Annotated in this window: 22 protein-coding genes; 19 read left to right on the top strand and 3 right to left on the bottom strand. The window is 43.8% G+C overall.

Annotated elements, in window-relative coordinates; genetic code table 11:
• The first annotated feature begins 170 nt into the window (after window positions 1-170).
• From PWYN_RS24655 to sigF, 4 genes are all read left to right on the top strand, one after another.
• Entirely contained in the window at window positions 171-1,349 is a 1,179-nt protein-coding gene (locus PWYN_RS24655) for a D-alanyl-D-alanine carboxypeptidase family protein (protein WP_157261301.1), read from the top strand.
• Between the two features lie 141 nt (window positions 1,350-1,490).
• Window positions 1,491-1,844, top strand: coding sequence for an anti-sigma F factor antagonist (gene spoIIAA / locus PWYN_RS24650; RefSeq protein ID WP_036657420.1), 354 nt, complete (start codon window positions 1,491-1,493; stop codon window positions 1,842-1,844).
• Window positions 1,841-2,296 carry an anti-sigma F factor gene (gene spoIIAB / locus PWYN_RS24645; RefSeq protein ID WP_036657418.1) on the top strand — a complete coding sequence of 152 codons (456 nt, stop codon included), beginning with the start codon at window positions 1,841-1,843 and terminating at the stop codon, window positions 2,294-2,296. Before spoIIAA ends, spoIIAB begins: the two co-directional genes overlap by 4 nt.
• 11 nt (window positions 2,297-2,307) lie before the next feature.
• A complete protein-coding gene (sigF, locus tag PWYN_RS24640) occupies window positions 2,308-3,063 on the top strand; it encodes an RNA polymerase sporulation sigma factor SigF (RefSeq protein ID WP_036657416.1) in 756 nt (251 codons plus the stop codon).
• Between the two features lie 81 nt (window positions 3,064-3,144).
• Here sigF and PWYN_RS24635 read toward each other — a convergent pair whose 3' ends face one another.
• Complete coding sequence (locus tag PWYN_RS24635; protein ID WP_036657412.1) at window positions 3,145-3,855, bottom strand: class I SAM-dependent methyltransferase; 711 nt, start codon at window positions 3,853-3,855, stop codon at window positions 3,145-3,147.
• Between the two features lie 421 nt (window positions 3,856-4,276).
• On the opposite strand from PWYN_RS24635, the gene PWYN_RS24625 reads away from it, so the two are divergent.
• Complete coding sequence (locus tag PWYN_RS24625) at window positions 4,277-5,260, top strand: bile acid:sodium symporter family protein (RefSeq protein ID WP_036657407.1); 984 nt, start codon at window positions 4,277-4,279, stop codon at window positions 5,258-5,260.
• 4 nt (window positions 5,261-5,264) lie between these two features.
• Here PWYN_RS24625 and PWYN_RS24620 read toward each other — a convergent pair whose 3' ends face one another.
• Window positions 5,265-6,200, bottom strand: coding sequence for an aldo/keto reductase (locus tag PWYN_RS24620; protein WP_036657404.1), 936 nt, complete (start codon window positions 6,198-6,200; stop codon window positions 5,265-5,267).
• 158 nt (window positions 6,201-6,358) lie between these two features.
• On the opposite strand from PWYN_RS24620, the gene PWYN_RS24615 reads away from it, so the two are divergent.
• The 6 genes from PWYN_RS24615 (at window position 6,359) to PWYN_RS24590 (ending at window position 13,307) form a co-directional block, all read left to right on the top strand.
• Window positions 6,359-7,129, top strand: coding sequence for an ABC transporter ATP-binding protein (locus PWYN_RS24615; protein ID WP_036657401.1), 771 nt, complete (start codon window positions 6,359-6,361; stop codon window positions 7,127-7,129).
• Window positions 7,119-9,062, top strand: coding sequence for an FtsX-like permease family protein (locus PWYN_RS24610; protein ID WP_036657396.1), 1,944 nt, complete (start codon window positions 7,119-7,121; stop codon window positions 9,060-9,062). The genes PWYN_RS24615 and PWYN_RS24610 overlap by 11 nt, the downstream gene beginning before the upstream one ends.
• 15 nt (window positions 9,063-9,077) lie before the next feature.
• Window positions 9,078-9,284 (top strand): hypothetical protein, encoded by a 207-nt coding sequence (locus PWYN_RS24605; protein WP_036657394.1) that lies wholly within the window; start codon window positions 9,078-9,080, stop codon window positions 9,282-9,284.
• 169 nt (window positions 9,285-9,453) lie between these two features.
• Window positions 9,454-10,980 (top strand): spore germination protein, encoded by a 1,527-nt coding sequence (locus PWYN_RS24600; protein WP_036659160.1) that lies wholly within the window; start codon window positions 9,454-9,456, stop codon window positions 10,978-10,980.
• A complete protein-coding gene (locus PWYN_RS24595) occupies window positions 10,977-12,182 on the top strand; it encodes a Ger(x)C family spore germination protein (protein WP_036657391.1) in 1,206 nt (401 codons plus the stop codon). The genes PWYN_RS24600 and PWYN_RS24595 overlap by 4 nt, the downstream gene beginning before the upstream one ends.
• A 27-nt stretch (window positions 12,183-12,209) precedes the next feature.
• The gene (locus PWYN_RS24590; protein WP_036657388.1) at window positions 12,210-13,307 is read left to right on the top strand and encodes a GerAB/ArcD/ProY family transporter; all 1,098 of its coding nucleotides are present in this window, start codon (window positions 12,210-12,212) and stop codon (window positions 13,305-13,307) included.
• A 4-nt stretch (window positions 13,308-13,311) separates the two neighbouring features.
• Here the strand turns inward: PWYN_RS24590 and PWYN_RS24585 are convergent, their stop codons facing one another.
• Window positions 13,312-13,536, bottom strand: a complete 225-nt coding sequence (locus tag PWYN_RS24585; RefSeq protein WP_036657384.1) for a YczF family membrane protein — start codon at window positions 13,534-13,536, stop codon at window positions 13,312-13,314.
• 126 nt (window positions 13,537-13,662) lie between these two features.
• Between PWYN_RS24585 and PWYN_RS24580 the strand changes: the two genes are divergently transcribed.
• The 8 genes from PWYN_RS24580 to PWYN_RS24545 all read left to right on the top strand — a co-directional run bounded on the left by PWYN_RS24580 (window position 13,663) and on the right by PWYN_RS24545 (window position 24,049).
• Window positions 13,663-14,022, top strand: a complete 360-nt coding sequence (locus PWYN_RS24580) for a (2Fe-2S) ferredoxin domain-containing protein (protein ID WP_036657381.1) — start codon at window positions 13,663-13,665, stop codon at window positions 14,020-14,022.
• Between the two features lie 142 nt (window positions 14,023-14,164).
• Window positions 14,165-15,091: a carbohydrate ABC transporter permease gene (locus tag PWYN_RS24575; protein WP_420805827.1), complete on the top strand. Its 927-nt coding sequence runs from the start codon at window positions 14,165-14,167 to the stop codon at window positions 15,089-15,091.
• A gap of 30 nt (window positions 15,092-15,121) precedes the next feature.
• Window positions 15,122-15,955, top strand: coding sequence for a carbohydrate ABC transporter permease (locus tag PWYN_RS24570; protein WP_036659159.1), 834 nt, complete (start codon window positions 15,122-15,124; stop codon window positions 15,953-15,955).
• 154 nt (window positions 15,956-16,109) lie between these two features.
• Window positions 16,110-17,513: an ABC transporter substrate-binding protein gene (locus PWYN_RS24565; protein WP_036657376.1), complete on the top strand. Its 1,404-nt coding sequence runs from the start codon at window positions 16,110-16,112 to the stop codon at window positions 17,511-17,513.
• Between the two features lie 122 nt (window positions 17,514-17,635).
• A complete protein-coding gene (locus tag PWYN_RS24560; protein ID WP_036657372.1) occupies window positions 17,636-19,447 on the top strand; it encodes a cache domain-containing sensor histidine kinase in 1,812 nt (603 codons plus the stop codon).
• A complete protein-coding gene (locus PWYN_RS24555) occupies window positions 19,440-21,047 on the top strand; it encodes a response regulator transcription factor (RefSeq protein WP_036657370.1) in 1,608 nt (535 codons plus the stop codon). The genes PWYN_RS24560 and PWYN_RS24555 overlap by 8 nt, the downstream gene beginning before the upstream one ends.
• A 31-nt stretch (window positions 21,048-21,078) precedes the next feature.
• Window positions 21,079-22,893 (top strand): heparinase II/III family protein, encoded by a 1,815-nt coding sequence (locus tag PWYN_RS24550; RefSeq protein WP_036657367.1) that lies wholly within the window; start codon window positions 21,079-21,081, stop codon window positions 22,891-22,893.
• A gap of 19 nt (window positions 22,894-22,912) precedes the next feature.
• Entirely contained in the window at window positions 22,913-24,049 is a 1,137-nt protein-coding gene (locus tag PWYN_RS24545; RefSeq protein ID WP_036657364.1) for a glycoside hydrolase family 88 protein, read from the top strand.
• The last annotated feature ends 178 nt before the right edge of the window (window positions 24,050-24,227 follow it).

The raw sequence follows: 24,227 nt of genomic DNA, 5'->3' as shown, positions 1-24,227 counted from the left end.
CTCCTCCAATTTCTGAACGATAATTAATTATTTACATCTATCATAAATGATTTGCAGGGAAATGGAATAATTTTCTCCCTTTATGACGAAACTGGAACACAGTAACTGTGAAATGAAGGTTAATGTTCAGGAGGGGAACCATTGTGAAAAAACTAGGTTATGTAATTACAATGTTGCTTGTGCTTTGTATTGTTATCGGACCCTTTAGCCAAGCTTCGGCGGCTTTTGCGGAAGAGAAGAGCAAGAGTTCGACTGAAAAAGCAGCTACGGTAGATTTGGCCCCTGGAGCGCGTTCGGCAATTCTGCTTGATGCAGGTACTGGCACCATTATTTATGAGAAGAACAGCCATGATAAGCTGCCTCCGGCGAGTATTACTAAGATTATGACGATGCTGCTTACCGTAGAGGCCCTGGATGAGGGGCGCTTGCAGTTAACCGACAAGGTACGGACGAGTGAGTATGCCGCTTCAATGGGCGGTTCTCAGATCTTCCTGGAGCCGGGTGAAGAGATGAGCGTTGATGAGATGCTGAAAGGCATTGCGATGGCTTCCGGTAATGATGCATCTGTGGCGATGGCTGAGAAAATTGCCGGCTCGGAAACCTCCTTTGTAGATATGATGAACAAACGTGTTGAGGAGCTAGGTCTGAAGGACACCCATTTTGCCAATTGTAATGGTCTTCCTGCTGAGAATCACTATTCCTCTGCACATGATATTGCGGTAATGAGTCGCGAATTGCTTAAGCACGAGCGGATCATCAAATATACCGGTGCTTATCAGGATTATTTGCGCAAGGATTCCGAGAAACCATTCTGGCTGGTAAATACTAACAAGCTGGTACGCTTTTATACCGGAGCCGATGGTTTGAAGACCGGTTATACTTCTGAGGCTAAATTCTGCTTGTCTGCTACTGCAGCGAGAGACGGACTGCGTGCCGTGGCCGTGGTACTGGGTGAACCGAATACCAAGACCCGAAATAGTGAAGTATCAGGGATGTTCGATTATCTGTTCTCGCAGTATAAGGTGCACACCATTCATAAAGTAGGAGACACGATGGGAACCTTAGCTATTGAGAAGGGTGTCAAAGCTCAGATACCCCTTACAGCAAAGGAAACCTACAGCATACTTTTGAAAAAAGGTGTGGCACAGGAGGGAATACGCCATGAGGTTATTTTACCTGAAAGTGTAAAGGCGCCCGTAGCAGAAGGACAGACTGTCGGCAAACTTGTTGTCTATCAAGGAAAAGTTGTAATGAAGGAATATGATTTGAAAGCAGGCGAAGCTGTCGCCAAAGCAGGTTGGTGGAAGCTGTTCAAGCGGACGGCAGGATCGTTATTCACTGCAGATTAATTCAGTTATTTTGTAGATTCTCCGCTTAACCTTTGTAATTTCATGGGGGTTTACTTCTAGTTTTGTCGGGAGGCAGGATTCCTGATTTGCTACGTAGAAAACCTTGTCCTTGAAGGCACAACAAAGAGGAGAGTGGCAAGCATGAATTCCTATGTGGAAATGGAACATCACCGGGGCGTGTTGATTGTCCGGTTATCAGGGGAACTGGATCATCACGCAGCTGATTATGTACGTATGGATATGGATGAAGCGATTATGAGGGGTCAGGTAGAACATCTGGTTCTCAGCTTGAAGCATCTCCAGTTTATGGACAGCTCGGGACTAGGTGTTATTCTCGGAAGATATAAGCTGATTCGCAGTAAAGGCGGCAAGATGGTAGTATGCGATGCGACTGCACCCGTGCGGCGGCTGTTGGAGATGTCGGGCTTGTTCAAGATTATGCCCCTATATGACGACGAGAGTGCTGCACTCTCGGATTTGGAGGTTGCGTTATGAATAAGAGCCAAGCCAGTAACTTCATGAATGTACAGTTCGCAGCGATGTCGGAGAATGAATCGTTCGCACGTGTAGTTGTGGCAGCTTTCGTTACCCGGCTTGATCCGACCATGGAAGAGCTGAATGATCTGAAGACGGTTGTATCAGAGGCTGTCACCAATTGTATCATCCACGGGTACGACAGTGATCCGAACGGAATTGTCACCATCTCTGCATCCATAGAGCATGAAACTGTGCATCTAACCATTGAGGATCAGGGACGGGGAATAGAAGACTTAGAGCTTGCTCAGCAACCGTTATACACGTCGAAGCCGGAAATGGAACGGTCAGGTATGGGCTTTACCATTATGGAGAATTTCATGGATGAGTTTGAAGTCACTAGTGAACCGGGTCACGGCACCTCCATTTCAATGAAGAAAACCATCGTCTCGAAAAAAGCTTTATACAATTAGGGGTTGGAGCCATGGATGCAGAAACAAAAAAAGCTCCGCCGACCTATTTGGACGATGCGGAGGTTAAACGTCTAATCGCACTTAGTCAGGCCGGAGATAGTCTGGCCCGAGATACGCTTGTAAGCTGCAATATCCGTCTGGTATGGTCGGTAGTTCAGCGGTTTATGAACCGTGGCTATGAACCTGATGATTTATTCCAGATTGGCTGTATCGGGCTGTTGAAGTCCGTTGATAAGTTTGATCTCAGCTATGAGGTCAAGTTCTCCACTTATGCGGTACCTATGATCATCGGAGAAATCCAACGTTTTCTTCGTGATGACGGGACCTTGAAGGTGAGTCGTTCTCTGAAGGAAATGGCCAACAAGGTGCGTAAGATGAAGGATGAAATGTCCAAAACGCTGGACCGTTTGCCAACGATCAACGAAGTTGCGGAAGCGCTGGGAGTAACACCGGAAGAAATCGTGTTTGCTCAGGAAGCCAACAAACCGCCGACTTCGATCCACGAAACGGTGTTCGAGAACGATGGCGATCCGATTACACTGATCGACCAAATCGCTGATGAATCACAGGAGCGCTGGTTCGACAAGCTGGCTCTGAATGAAGCTATCGGTGCTTTAAGTGAACGGGAACGGTTGATCGTCTACCTCCGGTATTACCGTGATCAGACACAGTCGGAGGTGGCCAGCCGTCTGGGAATCTCACAGGTGCAGGTCTCCCGGTTGGAAAAGAAGATTCTAGCGAATATACGTGAGCAGATAGCGCAGTGAACGGAAAGAGGGGGTGTCTTTCGGAGCCATAAAAATGGCTGCTGGAACACCCCCTTTTTTAATATAGTCCGTATCATATTCTTATTTAACAGCAGAAATTACTAGACCTGATGATTCTGTGTTATAAGGCGACTTGCCATAATCTCCATACACAGCTATAGAATGAAATCCGCAATTCTCCAGCTCGTTCTGTAGTTGAGTTCTTGTAATGGGGTAAAGAGGTAATGTATTCGAATGGGTATCTGACTGATCTTTCAAAATAGCAGTAAACATTATTTTATTATCTAGAAGCTCATACTGACGGGTAAATGTGAAGGTATCTTTTTGTATCAGAGGGAAGGAATAATGTTGATGTAGTAATACTTTCTCAAAATTCACAGTCTGAATTACCAGCTTTCCATGCTTATTCAGCTTGTCATAGGCTGCTTGAAGAAATGTGCATATTTGTTGGAAGTTATCCAAATGCGGGAGAGTATTGCCGATACAATAAACACCATCAAAGGTTTCTCTTAGCTGGGATATTTGTTGCATGCTGTTCGGTATCACGTTTATTTGGATTTTGTTAAGATTCGCTTTTTCCTTCATGTTATCTGTCATGCGATCTTCGGGTTCCGCCGCAGTTAGCTTATAGCCAGCCCTTGCCATAGCAATGGCTGTGTTGCCGGTTCCTGCACCTACATCAAGCAGGGTAGATCCGTTGGGGAAGTATGAGCACAGAAAGTTGACCTGCTTGTCATTTACAGGAAATATTTCATCATAATATGGGGTTAATATTTCATAGAAGGTTTTCATGATGTTTGCTCCTCAGGTAATAATTCAGCTATGATACTGATCCCTTGCAGATGAGTTGCGTGTTTTACAAATTGCTGTCGCATCTTCAGGACTCTCAGTCTTGCTTCTCGAATAATAGCAATATTTACGGTAAATTTTAGAACCCCTTTCCATCCTTCATCCTCAATCAGACGACGTAGATGAAGCAAATGCATAGGTGCAGTGTGCACAGAGATAATCTTAAAACCATGTTGAATGAGTAATTGCTTCCATTCTTCTTCAGTGTCCTGGCATGTTCTTATAATCTCTATCTTTCAGTTTCACAAATGCCACCTCTTCTTCAAGAATGATTATCAATATCATTGAGTATATCACGTTTAAATGTTAGTGACTCATTTTGTGATATTATAGGAAAATCAAGTCCGAAGGAAGTAGATTGCGAATGTTGAATACGCTAAATCGAAGATTAGAAAAGGCAATGCCGCTTATCACACCAGCCAGTGTTCTTATTGGGGTACTTCTGGGCACTCACTTGTCCGGTTATGCTTATCTATCTACCTGGATCTTTGCTTTTATCACATTCTCGGGAAGTATTAGCTCGAATGTAAGGAACTTTTTTACGGTGATCCGAAGACCGCTTCCTTTATTACTCACAATGGTAATTTTACATGTCCTGGTACCCTTTTTAGCACTGCTTCTGGGTCATGTTTTCTTTGCGGGGGATGCTTTTACAATAACAGGGCTCGTTCTTGCGGTTGCCATACCAACCGGAATCAGCAGCTTTATTTGGGTATCCATCTATAAAGGAAATACAGTGTTGACCCTGGCCATCATCCTGGTAGACACGCTGTTATCGCCTCTAATCGTACCTTTTACATTATCCTTGCTGGTAGGAGCGCAGGTTGAGATGGATGCGGGAGCTATTATGCAGAGTCTGTTAGTAATGGTAGTTTTACCTTCTATTCTTGGGATGCTGCTTAACGAGTGGACACGTGGGCAGATAAAAGTGAAGTGGGGACCGCGGTTGAGTCCTTTTTCTAAGCTAGGACTTGGAGTAGTTGTGGCTATTAACGGTTCAGTGGTTGCTCCATACCTGCGGAGCTTTGACGTCAGTTTGCTTATCATTTGCGCCGTAATCCTCTTGTTGGCTTTCTCGGGTTATGCCACAGGCTTCCTGACCGCCAAGATGCTGCGATGGGATCAGGATATTGTGGTGGCGATGACATTTAACGGAGGCATGCGCAACATCAGTGCCGGAGCCGTTTTGGCCGTCTCTTATTTTCCAGCGCCTGTAGCGGTTCCCGTTGTGCTGGGGATGCTGTTTCAACAGCTTACTGCTTCTTTATGGGGGTATATTTTAGCACATCGCAAGAACCCTATTAACTTTTCTGAAAAAGCAAATATCCGCCAATCAAAGGTGAGTTAAATAGTTACCAACCGAGGTTCTGAAACTTGATATCCGTCTCCCATAACTCCTGTAGCTTTTTGACCTGATCCTTCGGCATAACGTTAGCGCCGGCAGAGATATTTTCGATTAACTGGGCGCTGTTTCTTACCCCGGGGATAACTGTAGATACTTCAGGGTAGGAAAGGATAAACCTCAACGCAGCCATGCTCATCGTGGTTTCTTTGTCGGTGATAAACTGTATCTTTTCAACAAGGTCGGAGCGTTTGCTTATGACTTCAGGGGACCAGCGGCTTCTAACACCTTCAAACGTACTTTTGCTGTTGTATTTCCCTGAAAGCCAGCCGGAGTCTAGAGGAACCTTGATAATTAGGGCAATATCATTCTCTTGCGCAAGTTTAAAGGCCTCTGCAGTCTCCTGATAAAAGATGTTGAACATCACCTCCATAACTCCGATGGAACTTTTGTTGATGACCTCCAGCATGTCACGAGTGGAATCTACCGAAACTCCGTAGGCTAATATTTTTCCTTCGCTTTTTAAATCCTCAAGAACCTTGTAATGACCGTGTTTTCCGTCCAGAACATCAAAAGGTGGATTATGAATGAGTATAGAATCCAAGTAGTCGGTTTGCAGGCGAGATAAGCTTTGTTCTACTGATGCTCTCAATGTGTCCGCAGAATAATCCGTACGGCCATCCGCTGTATGACCGAATTTGGTATTAATGACAACCTCGCTGCGCCTACCTAGCAACGCCTTGCCGAGCAATTCCTCACTTTTACCACGTCCATAATTCGGTGCAGTATCGAAGAAGTTAATTCCTCTGTCCAGAGCTTCATGTACGAGCGCTATAGCCTCAGGATCAGCCATGGCCTTCCAATCCTGTTGGTTACCTAGCTGCAAGCCCCCAAATCCAACCTCTGAAACCAATCTCCCTGTAGTTCCATACCGTCTTAATTTCATGGATTAATCTCCTTATAACGCTATTATGAGCCTACTGAGATTATAGAAGGGCTTTTTAGGAATTACAATAACTTACCTAATGTGAAAAAGTTAACGTAACAAAAATACCTAAAGTTGTATAGTATTGGGATGAGTTTAGGGAGATGGGGTGACTCCGAATGTCTATTCTGCAAGTAGAAAGCCTTGTTAAGGAATACAAGGGCAAGGGCCGTAACAAATCGAATGTATTCAAGGCACTGAACGGAATTGATCTGAGCGTAGACAGTGGTGAATTCATTGCCATTATGGGGCCTTCAGGCAGCGGGAAGACTACGCTTCTGAACATCCTTAGCGGGATTGATGCGGATTACAGCGGAACCGTTCGTATCTCGGAGAGCTGTATAGAGGAGATGTCCAAGGATGAGCTAGCACTTTTTCGTCGGCAGCGGATGGGATTTGTCTTTCAGGATTACAACCTGCTGAATAGTCTGACCTTACGAGAAAATGTAATGCTGCCCATGGTTCTGGACGAACAAGAGGTAAAAGTGATCAATGCCAAAACGGACGAGACGTTGTCCCTGTTCGATTTAGATGAGGTAAAGAACAAATATCCCTATAACGTATCAGGGGGACAGCAGCAGCGAGCCGCCATATGCAGAGCTATTATCAATGATCCAGATGTTATATTTGCGGACGAGCCTACAGGCAATCTCGATTCCAAGTCCTCGAGTACGGTGATGAAATGCTTCTCCAGGCTTAATTCTTTAAAAGGAGCAACGATCGTCATGGTTACACATGATCCGTTTGCCGCCAGCTTTTGCAAAAGGGTGGTCTTCATTAAAGACGGAGAGATCGGCTTCGAAAGGGTCCGCGAGGGTGAACGAAAGGCCTTTTTTGACACCATTTTGGAGAGCTTGGCTTTTATGGGAGGGGGAGAAGATGACCTTTAGGCGAATGGCTTTTCAGATCTTTAAGGCGAACCTTAGAAGGTATCTGTTATTCTTTCTGTGCAGCAGCTTTACGATCATGATTTTCTTCACCTTCGCCACGCTGTCTAACAACCCTGACTTCATGGATTCATACAAAGTGAACGGGATGATATCCGGTAATCTATACGCACCGACTCTTATACTTAAAGTCTTCGCTGTGTTGTTCCTTGTCTATGCGCAAACTGCCTTTGTGAAGTTCAGAAAGAGTGATTACGGGTTGTTTATGGTGCTCGGCATGACCCATCATAATATACGCAAGATGATTTTATTTGAGAATGGTATGATCGCTGTGGCTTCCATCCTCACCGGGTTAGGGCTCGGAACTCTCTTTTCGGGGATTTTTTTTGGCTTGGTAACCTTAATCGTTGATGTCCAAGATATCTCTTTTAGACTGACGATGGAAAGTTATAAGGACACTGTCATTTTTTTTGTAATCATCTATAGCGTTGTCATTGCATGCAATCTAGTGCTAACTCTAAGATACAGCATTGTGAATTTGTTAAAAGAAGCCCGAACTGCAGATCGCAGCTTGATCCATGGCAGTGTACCTGGAATCATCGGTACCGTACTTGTAGCTATCGCTGCAGTGGATTGGCTTAGACGTACTGCAGAAGAGGGCAACTTAGTTCTCAGAAGCCTAATCATTTGTTTCGTTGGAGTATACTTAGTCATGTCCAGTCTTAGTGATTGGATCTCCTTAGCTCTAAAACGATTCAGTAAGAATAATCATAAAAACATGCTTTTTGTATCGGATATAAGATATTCCTTCGGTCAATCCAAAATCGTACTATTCCTCATCACGATTCTAGTCACGTTTAGCCTAATGCTCAATAGCATAGCAATATATTTCACTCTAGATACGCTTAAAAGGGCTACTATACAAAATCCCTATCACATCGCTTATGCCGAGCTGCTGGGAAAGAATCATATCCCTCAAGAAACGCTGGGTCAGATTATAGACAATGGTGAAACACCGCTAAGCTCTCATCAGGTGCTGGAGTTTATGGATCTACAACCGTTTAAAGTATTCTCAGACCAGAATCTGAATACGATAATAGGCAGTCATTATAAGGTGGAGCAAGGTCACTTTCTGAATTTGTCTCTATATGACCAAAGTGAAGGCTACACAGGGGAAATCCCTGAAATGCGTACTTACAAGTTGGATAGTCCTGCTGGGGAAAAAACACTCGTCTCCCAAGGCGTTATAGCGAAGATGTTATTTAACCGTATCCCGATAGTTTCGAACGGGCTTTATGTGGTCCTGAATGAACAGGATTATACAGACACTAAAACAGCCAATGTGAAAAGAACTTCCTATATCCATCTTCTTAATTTTGAGAATTGGAAGAAGACGGCTGAAATAGATGCCAAACTATATGCTGCATTAGTGAAATATAATAAAGAGAATACGGAGTCATGGTATGGGAATGACCGTCATGATGCCGTTATATCTAAAACAGAATCCAGAATCGCCACGTATACTCAGTTTAAGCAAGCTGGTGAATTTGGCATTATGTTATTTACGTTCGAAGGGCTGCTTTTTTTTCTCTCATCAGGTGTACTCCTGCATTTTAGAATACTAACCGACTGGGAAAGGGAGAAGATCAAATTCTGGAAGTTGACAAGAATAGGTATTACCTCTAAGGAAGCGGCGAAAATAATTGTTAAACCGTTTAAGCTTCTTTTTTTCTTCCCCTATGTGCTCGGTATTGTACTTTCTACCTTTTATTTTGTGTCTGAGATAAAAGTCGAGGTGGGCAAGGTTGTAGAACCTCTAATAGAAGCGTTGCTACTAGGGGGTATGTATCTGGGTTTTCAGGTTTTGTTTTACTTGATTTACACCAGGAGATATACTCATAGAATGTTAAAGGAAATGGGTCTGGACAAGCCATAAGAAGGAGAATGGATTATGAAAAAAGTGTTGACCAGGATTGCTTTCGGTTTATTAATCATAAATATTGCGGCTATTATCTTGTGCTTCTATATGAATAAGTTCACCTATGCTTATGGGTTAATGATGGTACCGTTGATTATTTTCACTGGAATGGGGCAGATCTCCAAGCTGAAAAACGACGAATACATGTTTGAAAAGTTGAAGAAACGTGATATTTATTAGAAGTTGCAATAATGGAAAAGTTTTGGTTAGCAATCCCGATGGGCTCAAACAGAGCCGGATCGGGATTTTTTTGTGTTTCTTATCTGAGCACAACCAGGCCTCTCTATGTTCCATATGTTGTATAAAAAAAGAGGGGATAGCAAATAGTAAATCGAGGAGGTGTAAAATGATGCCAAAGAACAAAGAAGACCAATGCATGATTTATACCTCATTGGCTGAGAATCTTCAAGAAGTCACTGGGAAATTTGGAAACAGTCCGGATGTAATCATACGAAAATTTACAATTATACAGACCCAGATTAAAGTTGCAGCTATATATATCGATGGATTAGTGGACAAGGTGATGGTGGATGAATTTATTAGTCATGCTATGTCGCTGAATACACTTGCAGAAGGTCAGCAGAAGGTATCATCGGGACCAGATGCTTTTAATTATATAAAAGAAAAAGCCTTAAGCATTGGTGAAGAGAAAATCATAAAAGATTGGAAGGTGTTATTTGCTGCCCTATTATCTGGTGAAACGGTGATATTGATTGATGATTCAGTAGAAGCCATAAGCGGAAATACAAGCGGCGGAGAAGTTAGGGCGGTATCGGAAGCCACTACTCAGGTCGCCATTCGCGGTTCTAAAGAAAGTTTTACAGAAGCCATTGGGACGAATCTTTCTCTTGTCCGCAGACGTATTAAAAGCTCGAATTTATGGGTGGAGTCTTTTAAAATCGGCGAAGTTACACAAACTGACGTGTCTATTATGTACATCAATGGGATTGCTAATGATAAATCCATCAAGCAATTAAGAACCAATCTCAAAGATACTAAAATCGATGCATTATTGGAATCGGGATACATTGAGCAATTAATTGAAGAAAAAATATATTCACCGTTTCCGACAGTATTTAATACGGAACGGCCGGATAGTGTTGCCGGAAATTTACTGGAAGGCCGAATCGCTATTTTCGTGGATGGAACCCCTTTTGTCTTGATTGCGCCTGCCACCTTTTTCTTGTTTTTTCATTCTGTAGATGATTATTATCAACGATTTGACATCTCATCGTTAATTCGATTATTAAGATTTGTATGCCTTTTTATTTCGTTATTTGGCCCTGCAATATTTATTTCTCTTGTGAACTTCCATCAGGAAATGATTCCTACCCCGCTGCTGATAAACTTAGCCTCACAGAGAGAAGGAGTACCCTTCCCGGCTTTTATTGAAGCAGTCATGATGGAGATTACGTTTGAGATCATTCGTGAAGCGGGTATTCGTCTGCCGTCCCAAATAGGACAAACGGTATCCATTATTGGGGGTCTTGTTCTAGGGCAAGCAGCGGTACAAGCCGGAATTGTCTCTCCTGCTATGGTCATCGTGGTGTCTATAACAGGGATCTCCAGCTTTGCAACGCCTTCATTTAATATGGCTCTATCTATACGTCTTCTCCGTTTTCTCATTTTGTTTGTTTCCGGATTTATAGGACTGTACGGTATTGCTCTAATCGGAATCATGTTGATTGGCCATATGTGCAGCCTGCGATCCTTGGGGGTTCCTTATTTGTCCCCAGCAGCCCCTTTTATCCCGGAGGATCAGAAGGATACCATTATACGTGCGCCCTTTCAATCCATGAAAACGCGCCCGCGTCTTGTGAGTCAAAAGAATAAAAAAAGATTAGAAATGAATAAAAAAAACGGGGGATCTAAATGAAAGGAAAGTGGATGATCCGTACAATTATTTATCTGGGGCTCTTGTCACTGCTGACAAGCTGCTTAAACGGCAGAGAATTAAATGAATTAGCAATCGTTACCGGTATAGGTATTGATAAGGTGCCCGGTTCAGATGAATTTAAAGTTACCTTCCAAGTCGTTAATCCTTCTGCAACGGCAACTAGTACTGGAGCAAGCACATCAGAATCTACGGTAACCATTTACTCTTCACGAGATCGAACTATATTTGGAGCGCTGCGTAAAACCTCTAGAAAAGCATCCAGACAGTTGTTTTTTGCCCATACTCAACTTGTAGTTGTAGGGGAAGAAATGGCAAGAAGCGGTATTAAAGATTTATTTGATATATTTGAACGATCACATGAGCTTCGGCTAACTTCATCGGTTTTAATCACCAAAGATACGGACGCTTCCACTATTTTAAAAGTGCTTGTTCCAATAGAGAATCTACCGGCTGTGGGTTTAGCTAAAAAATCCAGGAACACAGCGGGTTTATGGGGAGAAAGTCGTGATGTGAATGTTTTTGAATTAATAAATACAGTACTTGGAGGGGGGGAACTGTCTATTAGCGGTGTTGGAACATCCGGGGATACGGAAGAGGGAATGAAAAAGACGAATCTCGAACAAACCGAGGTAAAGACTCTTGTAGTTATGAGTGGATTAGGAGTTTTTAAAGATGGGAAATTAAAGGGATGGCTTGAGGGTTCTGAGGCCAGAGGAGCAGTATGGGCTCAGAATAAATTAAAAGAAACCAGTATTAATATCTTTACCGAAAAAGATAAAAAGGCAATTGCCATCAATATTATATTTTCCAAAACGAAGATAAAGGTTGATGTTCAGGACGGGGTTCCAGTTTTCCATGTAACTGTCCAGGAAGAGGGAAAGGTAGACGAGACTCAGGGCTTTGTTGATTTCACCAAGAGAGAGGAAATTGTGAAGTTAGAAAACCTGCTGGAAGAAGAGACGAAGGCCGAAGTAGTAGATGCTCTAAAGGCAGCCCAACGTATGAAAAGTGATATTTTCAAATTTGGTACCGAATTGAAACGTACTCAGCCTGAGGTATGGTCAAAAGTTAGCGGGAATTGGGATACTTTATTTGCCTCAGGGAAATTGGATGTGAAAGTGGAGTCGTATATTCTCTCTACGGGAATGCGATTAAAGCCATACTTGTCCAATAAAGAATAAAGGCTATGGGGGAAGGGTGATGTTCCTATGAAAAAAGAGGTCATTAATTCAAGGCAGCTATTCGCAATGATCATTCTGTTTGAAATGGGTACAGCACTCGTGGTTCCCATTGGTCTTGAAAGTGGACATGCGGTTTGGGTATCCATACTGCTGGCGTTGCCTGGAGGTGTGCTTCTATATTTGATTTATAATTATTTATATGAACAATATCCCGATATGATTATCAGTGAATATACCCGAAAAATATTAGGTAAATATATAGGTTGGCCGTTGAGTCTATTGTATATCCCGCCTCTTTTGTTTAATGGCTCAAGAAATCTCCGAGAATCGGGGAGCTTGCTAATATCGGCAGCTTATGATCAAACGCCGGTATTTATCATTGATGCATTAATGATTGTAGTTGTTATTTATATGTTAATGAAAGGTATAGAGGTTTTCGCCAGAACAGCACAAATCTATTTGATCATTCTCTTTTTTATGGGTTTGGTCAGCACTATTGTTATTATCGCTGCAGGTCTTATCGACTTAAGGAATTTATTTCCTCTACATATTAAGGATTGGAAGGATGCTTTGAAATCCGCATATCCGAATATTTTGATTTTTCCATTTGGCGAAGCGGTGTGTTTCACAACGATTTTTCCACATCTTAATAAGTCGCATGTAGCTAAGAAATCGGGAGTTGCAGCCATCCTGTTAAGCGGGTTTGTTCTAAGCTTCATCCATGCCATTGAAATTTCGGTACTTGGGGACAACATATACGGGAGGGCAACCTTTCCACTCTTCACAACGATTACATTAGTTGATCTGGCCAATTTTATTCAGCGGTTGGATGCCTTGGTTTTTCTAACCTTGATCATTGGAGTTTTTTTTAAGATGACTATTTACTGCTTCGCCGCTACCGCAGTGGCAGCGGACTTATTTAAGGTGAAGGATCGGCGTCAACTGGCAATACCGATAGGTGTTATTGTTCTATTCAGCTCTTATCTTAGTGCAGAGAATTATCCGATACATATGGATGAAGGGAAAATTTTCCTGAAATACTTTTTGCCTGTTCTATGTGCGGTTATTCCCGTATTGCTATTCCTTGTGCATTTTATTCGCAAAAGGTTCGGCCTCTACCGATAGCTAATCATTTGGCCTCTCTTCGCTTTTTTAAGAAACTCTGGATAGCAATTACAAAGGGAAGCGACAAGAACACGATCATATATATGTACTCCTGTATAGTGGTGGTAACAAAGATGGCGTGAATGGTATTGTACTCCATAGCTAGGTCCATTCCTGCAACTAAATCAACAGCTAAAATCATGGAGGCGGTTAATATTCCGAGCAAGAAATAAACTAACAGAATTTTCATTTTCGTAATCTCCTTATTATTTAGCGGTTCAGCTATTATTTCCATGAATACTGGAGAGTAACCATTGACAGCATGCAATCAAGCAGGTAGATTGAAAGGATTATCGCATGAGGGGGACTATCGTCCATGACAACCTGGAATCTGCAAGGCACCACAAGCCATATCCTGATCTGCAACGGAAGCAGCTGCAAGAAACATAAAGGTGAAGAAGTAGCTGAAGCGATAGAGGAAGAAATCGAGAAGCAGGGTGCACAGAGTCTAATTCATACAACGGTGACACGCTGCAACGGTAGGTGCTCGGATGCTTGTGTGGTTATAGCCTACCCTGAAGGAGTATGGTATAAGGAGATTACACCGAAATTAGCCAAATCATTGGTACGTAAGCATTTACAGGGAGAACGGCTGGAGGAGAATGTAGTTTATACCTATGACGGGCAGCTTGTAGCAGCAAGTGAACGCGGAGCAAAGGGCAAGAAAAAGAAGTAATTCAGGCAACAAGTCAAAATTATACTGAATATGATCAAAATACCGTCAAAGTGCTGACGGTATTTTTTTTATAATAAATACATGTTCAAACGTGAATCTATTAGAAAACAATTGGGGTGTAAACATGGGGCAAAATATTGAAATGATATCGAAAAAGCCACCGGAGGCGGCGGATAAGCGCAAAGCATGGTCACTGCAGCAGGGGGAGACTTTGGCAGGTTTTCTCTTCGTGGGTCCGATGCTGATCGGGGTAATCATACTGGTGCTGATACCCATAATCGCTACACTGGTACTTGGTTTTGCAGACTGGAACTTTGTCCAAGGTTTTGACGGTATTCGTTGGGTGGGATTTCAGAATTTTATCAATCTGTTTCAGGATGAGATGTTTATCAGATCGGTACGCAACAACTTTATTTTCCTATTGACGGTGCCGATTTATATGCTGGTATCCATGGTGCTTGCGGTACTAATTGATCGTTACGTGTACTTCAAAGGATTCTTTAAAATCGCTTATTTTGTCCCCTATGTATCCATGACGGTGGCAGTGGCGGTGGTCTGGCAAGTCTTGTTCCAGCCTTCCTATGGGCCTATCAATGAAATGCTGAAAGCGGTTGGGATCACCGACCCACCCAAATGGATAGCGGATCCGAATTTTGCACTGATCTCCATAATGATGATTTCGATTTGGATATCGATAGGCTTTAACATGATTATCTACATTGCGGGTCTTCAATCCATACCTAAGGATTTATACGAGGCGGCGGATATTGATGGGGCTAATGCTTGGACAAAGTTTAGAAGGATTACGTTTCCATTGTTATCGCCAACTTCTTTTTTTCTCCTTGTAACCGGTATTATCGCTACCTTCAAGGTGTTTGATATCATTGCGGTCATGACTCAAGGGGGGCCGATTGGTTCTACAACGATGATGGTCTGGTACTTATACGACACAGCTTTCGTCAATTTAAAGGTAGGTTACGCATCATCCATTGCCGTTGTGCTGTTCATATTCGTCTTGCTGATTACGCTGGGCCAATGGATCGCACAGAAGAAGTGGGTCAATTATTAATAGAGAGTGAGGGGAGTGAGTGTTATGAAAATGCGTGAAGGTCTCGAATGGCGTAAGGTTATAATGACGATAATTATGTTTGCGGGAAGTATTTTGTTCCTGTTGCCTTTTATATGGATGCTTGTCACTTCCTTTAAAGTGGAAACAGATGTTTTCACCTACCCTATTCAGTGGATTCCAAGGAAGTGGAATGTGATAGAGAACTATAAGGAAGTCTGGTTTGGACAATACCCGTTCACGTTATATTACTGGAACTCCATTAAAGTAGCGGTGACAACTACATTGTTATCATGCCTCGTATCTGCAATGGCAGCTTATGGATTCTCCAAAATCAAATTTGCCGCCAGTAACTTCCTGTTTCTTATCGTACTGATTACTTATATGATTCCGGGACAGGCCATTCTAATTCCGCAATTTATTCTTTACCGTAACATCGGGCTGTTCGACAGTCATTTGGGTTTGATTCTGCTTGGAAGCTTTAGTGTGCTAGGTACATTCATGTTAAGACAATTTTTTATGGGACTGCATCAGGAATATATTGAGTCTGCCAAAATCGACGGCGCGGGCCATCCACGCATTTTCTGGTCGATCGCACTTCCTTTAGTTAAGCCAGCTGTCGCAACTTATGCTATCTTAAGATTTATCTGGACTTGGAATGACTATCAGAATCCACTGATCTTTATTAGAAGCGATAACTTGCTGACCTTGCCTATAGCGATACAGAAATTCACCTCTATGAGCGGAGAGTTTTACTCCTTAATCATGGCGGCTGCGGTATCGGCCATCCTTCCTTTAATCATTGTCTTTATTATGGGTCAAAAGAGCGTTATCGAAGGCATTGCTCTGGGTGGCGTAAAAGGATAATAAGTCGGACGAGAGTATAGTCATTTTAAATAGAAGTAAAAATAATTCGAATAAAGTAAATATAGTTTCATGTAGTAAATGAAAGCGTATTCTATAATTTGTTTGTAAGACGGAAATGAATAAAGATCGCTAACAAAACTTGGGAGGGTTATACATGATGAAAAGAAAAGTGTGGGCGGGTGCGATAACAGGGGTCTTGATGTTAAGTCTGTTGTCCGGCTGCGGCGGGTCTAATGATAAGGCAGAGAATAACGGCTCGAAAAATGCTGCACCTGATGCTTCAGCTAGTACAAATGTTGCCAAAGAGGACGTGAATCTTCGCTTATACACCTATGGTACAGAGGAAGCTTATAATTGGAAGCATACCCTTGAAGCTTTCGAAGCAGCTACTCCGGGTGTTACGGTAGAACTTGTACAGTTAAGTGAAAAGGGTGACACACAGGAAGCCTTCAAGAAGCTTGATCTTGAAGCAGCGTCCTCTGCACAGATGGATGTATTGATGTTCAGTGATCCAGCAGGATATGCTCAACGTGTAGCGCTTGGGATGGCTGAACCGCTGGATGATTTCATAGCCAAGGATGGCTTCAAGGTGGAAGAAGATTATAAGGTAGACACACATCTGGACGGCAAGGTATATGCACTTCCAGGCAAGTTCAATCCGTGGTATGTGCTGCTAAATAAGAACCATTTGGACGAGGCGGGGCTTGCAGTTCCAACCGATTGGACTTGGGATGAGTTTGCTGACTATGCCAAGAAGCTGACCAAAGGTGAAGGAGCACAAAAACGTTACGGCACATACTTCCACGGCCCTCAAGCGGGAGGCTGGATGGAGTTTCTGAAGCTGAAGATGGAGAACCAGCCACAGAATGCTGAATTCTTGAAATCGGATGGATTGTCAAACCTCGATGATCCAAACTTCAAGGCTACCCTAGAACTGCGTTTGAGAATGGAAAAAGAGGATAAATCATCTGTTCCTTATTCGGATATTATTTCACAAAAGCTGGCTTATAGAACTCAGTTCTTCAATGAATCAGCAAGTATGCTATTGATCGGTAGTTGGATGAACACGGAAATCGGCGGTACAGACAAGGTGCCTTTGAACTTTAATGTAGCGGTTGCTCCTTTCCCTAAGAACAATGCTGCTGATGAAACCGGACTGACTCCAGTGACCACGGATTATGTAGCTGTAGCAGCTAAATCTAAGAATAAAGAAGCTGCATATAAGTTTGTACGGTGGTACACCACAGAGGGACAGATTGTTCAAGGTAAAAATATTCCGGCTTGGAGCAAGGTAACTAGTGAACAGGTTTCAGGAATTATCGATACAATTCTAGCTGGCACTAAGAATCCGGAAAAAGTAGATAAGAAAGCACTTGTAGATACCTTGGTTGCTTCAAAAGCATCGGCTATTATTCCTCCGGCAACCTACCAAGCAGAGGTTTACAAGGCCATTAACGAAGAATACGAGAAGATGATTCTTGGCGACCAAGATGTAGATACCACAGTTAAAAACGCTCAGGAACGCGTCGATAAAATAATAGCGGCGAATAAGAAATGATATAATTGTGTATGATCCAGAATGAGGGCGGACTCCCGTCCCCCTTAAAGCTTTCAGAGAAACGGTGCCGTCCCTATTAAGGAACGGCAAATCCGTTTCTTCTTGATTTGAGGGGGACATCTATGTTGAAGAAACTCAGGGAGCTTGCCCCTAAATCTATCCGTCATAAGCTGATAATTGCCTCTATCGCCTGTATTCTTGTTCCGGCAGTATTAACCTTATTTATCTATAATTCATTAACCCAGGAGGCAGTGAAACGACAGGCTTTAGCGAATGCTGAAGATTCGTTAAAGCTGGTACACGGCTCCGTTACGAATAGGCTCAACGGTATGCTTACTATCGTTAATTATGTGCAGGTTAATCCCGGACTCAGATCCTATTTTAAGCTCGTAGCCTCAAATAACGAGGTTGGCGACAAATATCAGAGGTTTATGAATGCTAATAGGGTGCTTGAACAGCTGGATAGCCTTACGTTTGTGGGTGAAAAAAGCTATGTCACTGTGATATTGAACAACGGCTCCTACTATATGAATTATTCAGTTAGTGATTACAACCCGCCTGATTTACTGAAAAAACCTTGGTTCGAGAATTTAAGGGGATTAAGTGGAATGGAATCCTACTGGACTGGCGCGGAGCCTACGGACTTTTCTTATGATAAGTTCGATCATCCGTTCCAGGTTACGGTTGCCCGTCCTCTAAGGCTTGATTCTGCTGAGATATTCGGGTATGTGGCTGTCACGATCATGGAGGATAAGCTGCATGAGATATTCGACAATCTATCTGCAGGTCAGGAAGTAGTCCTGTTGGATGAGACCGGAACTATCGTATCTGGAGGTAATCCTGAACTTATTGGGAAGGCCTTTGCTTACAATGAGGCTACAAACGGCCTAAAGGAATCTTCTATTCTATCCATAGCCGGGGACAAATATTTAGTAGCACAGCAGGGGATATCCTCTAACGGGTGGCGTCTTGTCCTGATGCAGCCCTATAAACAGAGCATAGTGGATATCAGCACCATTTTTAACCGAGTATTTATTATTCAGCTCCTTTCCTTTTTTGTGTTTCTTATCCTGTTGATTGTACTGGTTCGAGCTTTTACGAAACCGCTGGTCCGGTTGGGCAAGGTTACCACTGCAGTTCAAAGAGGCAACCTTCAGGTGCGTTCGGGTGTACGGGGAAATGATGAGATCGGGCGACTGGGCTTTCTTTTCGATCAGATGCTGGACCGGGTTAAGGAAATGATTGCTGAGGTTTCAGATACCCAGGCACGTAAAAGAAAAGCAGAGTTAAAGATGCTTCAGGCGCAGATTAATCCCCATTTTCTCTTTAATGTGCTGAATTCCATTCGAATGAAGGTGATGAAGAGAGGGGACCCGGAGAGCGCCAAGATGATCGGTTCACTATCTATGCTCCTTCGGATGACGATTAGCCGTGAAGAGGATGAAATCTTCCTGCATGAGGAAATTGAACTGGTCACTCACTACGTTGGACTAATGAATTTGAGGCAAAAGGAAGAGGCTGAGCTTCTGCTTGATATTGATCCGAAAGCTTTCCTCATTAAGGTTCCGCGCTTCTTCCTGCAACCGCTTGTGGAGAATGCGTTAATCCATGGGTTAAGCCAGAAACCGGGTGTGATCCTTATAAAAGCGATTTTTAAGGACTCTTTCCTTATACTTACGGTGGAAGATAACGGTGTGGGTATGGATGCTTCTAACTTGGAACGGATTTACTGCACTATGAGGTTCGATGACCACCCGGTTCCGGGAAAAGAGGAGGCAAAAGGTTCCTTCTCCGGTATAGGGCTGCACAATGTTGTGGAGCGGATGAGAATCCTGTTTGGTGAAACCTTTGATATCGTATTGCGAAGTGAGCTTGGCACTGGAACAGTCATTGAGATGCATATTCCATACAGAGAGGAGATACGGGATGTATAATGTCATGCTGGTGGACGATGATTATCCCGTCCTTGAGTTGTTATCCGAGACTATTCAATGGGAGAAACTCGGATTCCGTCTCATGGGGATGCATGAGAATGGATGGGATGCCTGGGAGCATGCACAACGTGAAATGCCGGATATCTTAATAACCGACATCGGGATGCCTCGGATGAATGGATTGGAACTATCCGCCCTTATTAAGGAAGTGAAGCCCGGAGTTCGCATTGCCATTTTGTCCTGTCACAATGAATTTCAATATGCTCAGGCAGCCATGCGGCTAAATGTACAGGACTATTTACTGAAAGATGCCCTGGATCCTGAGGATTTGGTGCAGCTGCTGCGCAGGTTCAAGGAAACCATGGATGGGGAGACCCAAGCGGGCTGGGAGACTTCCCGTATGATGCATTTGTTCGGAGAGACCCGAGAATTGCGCAAGGAGCAGACGCTCAAGAACTTTATACATCAACCGCTTCTCTCTCCTGAGAAATGGAGGGCGGAGGTTTCGGAGTACGGATTATTTGAGAATGGGGAATCCTGCCTGCCTGTCATTGTGTACCTGGAGGATTACCGTCATGTGAAATATCGTTTCTCCTCTGATCAGACCTTGCATTTTGCTGTAAGTAATGTCATGAATGAAGTCCTTGTAGGACTACAGCCAAGAGGATTGTACGTTGGATACAATGTGAAAGCTTCTTTTTTATTATTTTCTTATAAACCCGGACTTCAGTCCAATATCTATGATGATGCCGCAGCCGGTCTTAAGATGATTCAGTCCACACTGCTTAGGGTCCTTAAAATTCATATGTCTTTCATTATCGGAGTGGGCAGTGATACACCGGAAGGGCTGAAGCAGCGTTTAAATGAGTTATTGGGAAGCGAAGAGCAGCGTTTTTATCTGAATCAAGGAGAAATCACCAAGAAAAAGTCTGTATCAGAAACGGAGAACAGGCAGAATCTCTTCACCTACTATGACCAAGCAAGTACAGAATTGCGGGAGGTACTGTTGGGCAGACAGCCGGCTCAGACCGGTGATGTGACAGAAAAGTGGCTGTCCAAGATTCGTGAGGAGAAATATCCTACGGAGACAGTCAAGGATTGGACTCTAAAGCTGCTGCTGGATCTCAAGCTGAAGCTGCACTCCCTGCAGTCGGTTCGGCCGGCTTATTCGGCAGATACCCTGCATAAAGAAATCGTCGATATTGATTCACTTCAAGCGCTGAGGGAATGGTTGAACAATCATCTTGAATCTGTGTTTGCTGCTAAAGAAGCCGGAATCGGTGCCAGTAAAAGAGTAGAAGTGGCGGAGGCCTGCCGATATGTTACTCTGCGGCTGGGGTCGAGGATCAGTCTGGATGAGGTGGCAGATCACCTGCATCTGAATGCAAGCTATTTTAGCAGACTGTTCAAGAAGGAAACAGGTCTAACCTTTATCGAATACGTAACAAGGTTAAAAATGGAAAGAGCCAAAGAACTGCTGGACGGGACTCAATGCACCGTAGGCGATATCTGCGAGCAGCTTGGCTATGACAACCAGAGTTACTTCATTAAGACGTTCAAGGTACATACGGGGGTAACTCCGGTAGAGTACCGTGGATAATTCGTGTCTTCCTGGGAAAGGCGGAAGTGAGATGGAGAGGTCTGAGCTTTTAGCAATAGTTTCTAGTATGGAGAAAGCAGAATTGGGTCTTTATTATCCGAACGGTGACCAGGAGAGCTTCTGGAGCTTAGTGAGAGAATCGTCTTCTTATGAGAAAGAGCTTTCTGAGATTCGGCAGGAAGGGGAACGATTATCGGCTGTACCTGTTCCTGAACTCTCTTATTCGTTGTTTTCTATTTACAGCCTTACAGGCTCCAGACTCGAATATGAGCGTGTCTATTTTGAGCGGAGAAGAATGATGAATACGTTTACTTTTCTTTCCTTGATAGAGCCTGAACGGAAGGAGCACCTGAACCAGCTTGGGGATATTCTCTGGTCCATCTGCAACGAATTCACGTGGTGCCTTCCTGCCCATTTGGGTACGGAGAATATGGATAGAACGATTGATTTGTTCTCGGCAGAGACGGGATTTGCGCTAAGTGAGATCCGTATATTATTAGGGGATCGCCTGGCTCCCTTGCTTCATTCCCGCATCCAGGAAGAAGTACGTAAGAGATTGTTCATGCCTTATCTGACGTATGGCCCCTATTCATGGGAGACTGCCACACATAATTGGGCCGCCGTATGCGCGGGCTCTATAGGTTCGGCAGCACTGCTGATCCTTGAAGATCCAGAAGTGCTTACCGATATTCTCAAGAGAGTTCAAGTCAGTATGAATTGTTATCTTGAGGGTTTTGGTGAAGACGGAGCTTGCCTAGAAGGCTTGGGTTATTGGAATTACGGCTTTGGTTATTACGTGTATTATGCAGATCTTCTGCGTAAACGGAGCAAGGGAGCGTTGAATGGATTTGCGCTCGAAAAGGTACACAGCATAGCTGGGTTTCAACAAAAGTGTTTTCTAAACGGAGATCTTATTGCTAACTTCTCTGATTCTCAGCCTGAAGGCCGTGTACATATGGGTCTTAGCCATTATCTTTCTGCGATGTACCCAGATGTGCAAGCGCCGCCATTATCTCTAAGAGCCGCTTACCACGAGGACCATTGCAGCCGGTGGGCCCCGGCCTTTCGAAATCTCATTTGGAAAGATACAACCAAAGACCCTTTGGAATGGGGAGCCGCTAGCTACTATCTGCCAGATGCAGAGTGGCTTTTATCCAGACATGCGGATGCGGATAACGCGGGAACGTACGGCTTTGCAGCTAAGGGGGGGCATAACGATGAACCCCATAATCACAATGACCTGGGACAATTTATCCTGCTAGGGAATGGAACTGTGTATTTATCGGATCTTGGGAGCGGGGAATACACCTCCGCTTACTTCGGTGAGGCGAGGTATTCTTATGATTGTAACGGTTCACAGGGTCATTCAGTACCGATTATAGACGGTCAATATCAGGTTGCTGGTGCAGAAGCCAAAGCTGTCGTCTTGAAAGCTGAGACGAGTCTGACGGAGGATGTATTGGTATTGGAGCTATCGGGGGCGTACCTGCAGTCTAATCTCCATAGTCTGAACCGATCCTTTGTATGGCAGAAGAGAGAATTCCCTACGCTTACGATGAGTGACGAATTTCACTTTGCTGAAGCCCCAGCCGCCTTAATTGAGCGGTTCGTAACCTTTTGCCAGCCTCTTCTGGACAAGGGTTCTGTGATCCTTAAAGGTAAGGATGACCGAGGACTCCGAATACTTTATGATGCCAGCTTGTTGCTGCCGATTATTACCGAACATTCTTACCGGGATCACTTTGGAGCGCATAAGACCTGGTTGGGCATTGATTTTCACTCTCTAAAGCCCGCCAAGAATGAACGTTATGTTTTTGAATTCCAATTCATCAATAATCTTAAATAGGGAATGGCGGTTGGATAAAATGTCAACGGAAATAAAGCCGGATTGGGTAGAAGAAGCCTGGAAGCAGGCATTGGAAAAAACATTGCACAACAGCGTAAGGATTGGTGCAGGGTTTCCGCATGCCAGTCAAGGCGGAAGATATGTCTTGGAGGAGCCTTATTGGTGGACCGCCGGTTTCTGGCCGGGACAGCTGTGGCTGTTGTTCAATGAAAGTCGGAATGACACGTTAAGAACTCTCGCAGAGCAATGTGAGGAGCGGTTGGATGATGTGCTTAACGAATATGTCCGTCTGGATCATGATCTTGGTTTTATGTGGACCTTGACTAGCGTAGCATCCTATAAATTGCTTGGGAATGAAATTTCGAAGGTCAGAGCAATGAAAGCTGCGAATTTTCTGGCCGCCCGATTCAATTTGAAGGGGAGCTTTATTCGGGCGTGGAATCCATGGTTCGAAGGTGAAGATAACCGGGGTTATGCCATTATCGACTGTGCTATGAACATGCCTCTCCTATTCTGGGCTTCGGAAGTCAGTGGGGATCCGCGTTACCGTCATATAGCTGAATCGCATATGGATACTGTGGTGAAGCACTTTATTCGTCCGGACGGCTCAGTGTATCATATTGTTCGCTTTGATTCGGAGACTGGAGAGTTCATTGAAGGGATTGGCGGTCAAGGGTATGCTGCAGACTCCGCATGGTCCCGGGGAACGGCTTGGGCCATTTACGGGCTGACCTTAGCCTACCACCACACAGACAAGTTAGAGTATCTTTATGCGGCTCAGAAAGTCGCTCATTTCTTTTTAGCTCGTTTGCCAGAGGATCATGTGCCTCATTGGGATTTTCGGGCACCGCTTGAAGAGAGAGATTTCCGCGATTCCTCGGCGGGTGCCTGTGCCGCAAGCGGTTTACTCCTCTTAGCCGATAAAGTCGGAGAGTTAGAGGCTCCTGTATACCGTGAGCCTGCAACCAAAATTTTGGAGTCTTTGTATCGCAATTACGGGACTTGGGGAAATGACGCTGAGGAAGGGATGATTCTCCACGGTACAAGCAACTATCCGGCCGGACAGAACATTGACGTACCTTTGATCTACGGGGATTTTTTCTATGTCGAAGGCTTGGCCCGTCTGAAGGACAAAGGCCCGTTTTACTGGGAGTAAGCTGGTTTAATTGCACAAAGTACATCTATATTTACCTTTTACTTCGACTAAAAGAATATAACTGCACTTTCTGCAATTATATTCTGAATTTTTGGCGTGTAAGGCTTCATTCTGGAAGTTTAATTGCAGAATATGCAACTAAACTGAGATTTCTGCTTGTTGAGCCTGAAATAGTTGC

This window comes from Paenibacillus wynnii, from assembly GCF_000757885.1.
GTDB lineage: Bacteria > Bacillota > Bacilli > Paenibacillales > Paenibacillaceae > Paenibacillus_AQ > Paenibacillus_AQ wynnii.
Note: the sequence above shows the minus strand (reverse complement) of the source record. Positions and strands in the feature narration are given on the sequence as shown.